General features: G+C 48.7%; 4 protein-coding genes. All 4 read left to right on the plus strand.

Annotated elements, in window-relative coordinates; genetic code table 11:
* A partial coding sequence (locus ACWVCM_RS12815; protein WP_455202150.1) for a YicC/YloC family endoribonuclease occupies nucleotides 1-872 on the plus strand: 872 nt, incomplete at its 5' end.
* A gap of 50 nt (nucleotides 873-922) precedes the next feature.
* Nucleotides 923-1561, plus strand: coding sequence for a guanylate kinase (gmk, locus tag ACWVCM_RS12820; protein WP_455202151.1), 639 nt, complete (start codon nucleotides 923-925; stop codon nucleotides 1559-1561).
* Nucleotides 1562-1784: 223 nt separating this feature from the next.
* On the plus strand, nucleotides 1785-2042 hold the full coding sequence (gene rpoZ / locus ACWVCM_RS12825) for a DNA-directed RNA polymerase subunit omega (protein ID WP_455202152.1): 258 nt from the start codon (nucleotides 1785-1787) through the stop codon (nucleotides 2040-2042).
* A 25-nt stretch (nucleotides 2043-2067) separates the two neighbouring features.
* On the plus strand, nucleotides 2068-4245 hold the full coding sequence (spoT, locus tag ACWVCM_RS12830) for a bifunctional GTP diphosphokinase/guanosine-3',5'-bis pyrophosphate 3'-pyrophosphohydrolase (RefSeq protein WP_455202153.1): 2178 nt from the start codon (nucleotides 2068-2070) through the stop codon (nucleotides 4243-4245).
* The last annotated feature ends 67 nt before the right edge of the window (nucleotides 4246-4312 follow it).

A 4312-nucleotide genomic window follows, 5' to 3' on the forward strand; every position in this document is an offset into this window, starting at 1 on the left:
ATTCGGTGATACCCTCCGAGGCGGCTTTTGCGCGCCAAACTATAGAGAGTGAAGCAGGTACACTCACCCTAGAATTAAAATCGGTCAATCATCGGTTTTCTGAAGTGAGTCTGCGCTTACCGGAGGAACTTCGATCATCGGAGGCCAAAATAAGGGAAAGCATTGGCCAGGTTGTGAAACGCGGTAAAATCGATGCAAATTTACGCTATCAGCCACCTGTGACGCAGTTATCCGGCTTCGAAGTTGATCAAGAATTAGTCGGCTCGCTCACTGCGGCCAGTAAAGCGGTAGAAACTGTCCTGCCAGGCGTCGACGCTTTGCGAATGATAGATGTCCTGAAATGGCCGGGCGTACTGAAGACGCCGGAAGTCGACGCGGAGCAGCTGGTTGCCACTGCAATGACCCTGGTGAATGATGGACTGAAGGAACTCAAAGAGACCCGTGAGCGGGAGGGTGAAAAACTGAAACAGTTGTTGTTGGAGCGCTGTGAGGCAATGGCGGTTGAGGTGGCCAAAGTCCAGCAACGAATTCCGGTGGCAATCGAAGCTATGCGCCAGAGGATCAAGGAAAAACTGACCGAGTGGCAGGCAGAACTAGATGAGGTACGCTTGGAGCAGGAAGTGGTTTTTCTATGTAACAAATCAGATGTCGCCGAGGAAATGGATCGTCTCCAGGCACATATTGAGGAGGTGAAACGGGTTCTGGAGGATAAAAAGCCCATTGGGCGTCGCCTGGATTTTTTAATGCAGGAACTGAATCGGGAAGCAAACACCCTGGCCTCCAAATCGCCGGACACTGAAATGACTCGCGCTTCTGTCGAGTTGAAAGTGCTTATTGAGCAAATGCGAGAGCAGGTGCAGAATATTGAATAAGCTTTACCGAAATTTTGCTTGATAACTTACCAGGAACTAAAGCAAACGACATGGCAATGGATTCTAACATCGGGCAAGTTCCAGGATCACTGTATATCGTCGCGGCGCCTTCCGGTGCCGGAAAAACCAGCCTGGTGAAAGCACTGCTGGAATCTACCGCGGGAATTACCGTCTCGGTATCCCATACTACCCGGCAGGCGCGGCCGGGTGAGGTGCATGGTGAGGACTATTATTATGTTGATGTGCCATCCTTTGAAGCGATGATTGAGCGAGATGCATTCCTGGAGTATGCCAGAGTTTTTGATAATTACTATGGAACATCACGCCAGTCTGTGGAATCCACCATCGCCGGTGGCCTGGATGTGATCCTGGAGATTGATTGGCAAGGTGCACAACAAGTACGCAAATTATACCCGGAGAGCTGCGGTATTTTTATTTTGCCGCCATCCCGCGCTGCTTTGGAAGAGCGGTTGCGCGCCCGAGGTCAGGATGACGAGGCGATTGTGCAACGAAGGATGCGTGACGCGGAGGCTGAGATGTCACACTATCGGGAATTCGATTATTTGGTGATAAATGACGAGTTTGACCAGGCACTACAGGCGTTACGTGCCATCGTGATAGCTCGCCGACAGCGCAGTGACATTCAGTGCCAACGCCAGGAACAATTGTTGCAGCAACTCTTATCGTAAAGATCAGGCTTTTATAGCTGGTGCATTAAGCATCGTTTATGTACAATTGTCCGGCTTGGACAACGCATTGTTTAGGAAGTACTTTCTGTCCAGGCGGACTATCTAGGCAAAACAGAGTCAGAAGAACCCTGTCATACAGGGTCGGGCTTTTCTGGAAGTTGATTCAAGGCCCCCGTTCAATACGCATTGTTAAATTCAAGTACTATTTTAGAGGTGTCACTTCATGGCAAGAGTAACAGTAGAAGATTGTTTGGAACACGTGGATAATCGTTTTGAATTAGTGTTGTTGGCCAGTCGACGTGCCCGGCAAATTGCGCATGGCAAAGATGCCATGGTGGAACTGGAAAATGACAAGCCTACCGTTGTTGCTTTGCGTGAAATCGCGGAAGGCAAGATAAACAATGCTGTACTGGACGCCGCCGAAAAAGAACCGGAAGAAGAAAGCGAAGAATCGTACGACGAGGCAAAGGAGTCCAGCTAAGCCGCACAATGCACAAGAGGGCCCGGTGTTTCTTATAAGTGATCTATGTACGTTACTTGAATCCTACCTTGAACCTGACCAGGTTAAAGAAGTTTACCGGGCTTATTTGTTTGGTGCAGATGCCCACGAAGGCCAGCAACGCCTTTCCGGCGAACCCTATATTTATCACCCCCTAGCTGTTGCGCGCATCCTTGCGGAAATGCGCATGGATGTAAACAGTGTCATTGCAGCCTTGCTGCACGACGTCATTGAAGACACCCCGATGGCTAAAGATCATCTGGCCAGTGAGTTTGGTGAGGAAGTGGCCGAGCTCGTTGATGGCGTCAGCAAGTTAACCCAGGTTAAGTTTGAAAGTAAAGCAGAAGCGCAAGCCGAAAACTTTCGCAAGATGATGTTAGCCATGGTGCGTGATATTCGCGTCATACTCATCAAGCTGGCTGATCGTTTACACAACATGCGTACCCTGGGTGTTATGCCTCCACCTAAACGCCGTCGTATCTCCAAAGAGACCCTGGAAATTTACGTACCAATTGCCAACCGCCTTGGCATGCATAATCTTCGACTGGAACTGGAAGAGCTGGGATTTAAAGCCGCCTATCCAATGCGCTATCGTATCCTCGAAGAGGCGGTCAAAAAAGCGCGTGGTAATCGCGGTGAAGTGCTGGAAAAAATTCGCAGCAATATCGAAGATCGTATACATCAGGAAGGCATCGATTATCCGGTTAAGGGTCGGGAAAAACACCTGTACAGTATTTATGAAAAAATGCGCACGAAAGGTTTGTCCTTTGCCGAGGTCTTTGACGTCTATGCGTTTCGTATCGTGGTCGATAAACCGGATACATGCTATCGCGTGCTCGGTATTATCCATAGCATTTACAAACCGGTGCCCGGTAAATTCAAGGATTATATCGCGATTCCCAAAGCCAACGGTTACCAGTCACTACACACTATCCTGTTTGGTCCCTATGGCATCGCGATTGAAGTGCAAATTCGCACTGAGGACATGGAAAAAGTGGCTAACGTGGGTATCGCTGCGCATTGGTTATATAAATCAGGCGGTGATGGGCATCGTAAGGATTTGGCGCAGGAGTGGTTGCGTGGATTACTGGAAATGCAACAACATGCGGGGAACTCTCAGGAGTTTCTAGAGAATGTTAAAATCGACCTGTTCCCGGACGAAGTTTATGTATTCTCGCCGAAAGGGGACATCATGACATTACCACGCGGCTCCACCATCGTGGATTTTGCCTACGCAGTGCATAGTGATCTTGGAAATTCCTGCGTCGCTGGCAAAATAGACCGCCGTCTGGCGCCTTTGCGCACGCAATTGCATAACGGACAAACAGTGGAAATTATTTCTGCGCCTGGCGCTAAACCCAATCCGGTGTGGCTTGATTTTGTAGTATCCGCTAAAGCGCGCTCCAACATACGTAGTTTCCTCAAGCGACTCAAACGTGATGAAGCGATTCAGCTGGGTCGTCGTTTACTGGAAAAATCCCTGGCTTCATTTTCTGCCAGTCTGGATGATATTCCGGAATCACGTATCAATAAATTGCTGGAAGAATTCAAGCTGGGAAAACTGGATGATCTGCTGGAGCAGATCAGCCTGGGTAATCGAGTGGCGCTGCTGGTTGCCCGGCAATTGACGGAAACAGAAAAACCCAAAGAAAAATTTTCGCGCTCGACATTGCGTCCATTAGGTATCAAAACTGTATTTAGTCGTTATGCACCGGACTGGATGAAAACCGGTAGCAAAGATAACCGCCCGCTGGCCATCAAAGGTACAGAAGGCACGGTTGTGTCCTATGCAAAATGCTGTCGTCCCATTCCCGGTGATCCAATACTGGGATTTATCAGCGTGGGTCGCGGAATTGTGATACACCGAGATAGCTGTAAAAATACCAAAGATTATCGCTCTCGTCCGGATAAATGGGTTGACGTACAATGGGACGACCAAGTGCAATCAACATTTCCTGTTGATGTGCGTGTGGATACGGAAAACCGCCGAGGCGTACTGGCAACCGTTGCAGCAGCCATTGCGGAAATGTCCGTGAATATCGAAAATGTTTCGATGGAAGAACGTGATGGTTCCCATTCTTCCATGAAATTTACTTTAAGTGTCAGTGACCGGAAACATTTGGCGAATATCATCCGCCGGGTACGTGGCATCGATAGTGTTGTGCGCATGGTCAGGTCAAAATAGCTAACTTACTTTTTCAGGATAAGGAAATGTCAAAACAAATTATTAAAACAGACAAGGCTCCACAGGC

It is taken from the genome of Kaarinaea lacus (assembly GCF_975902315.1).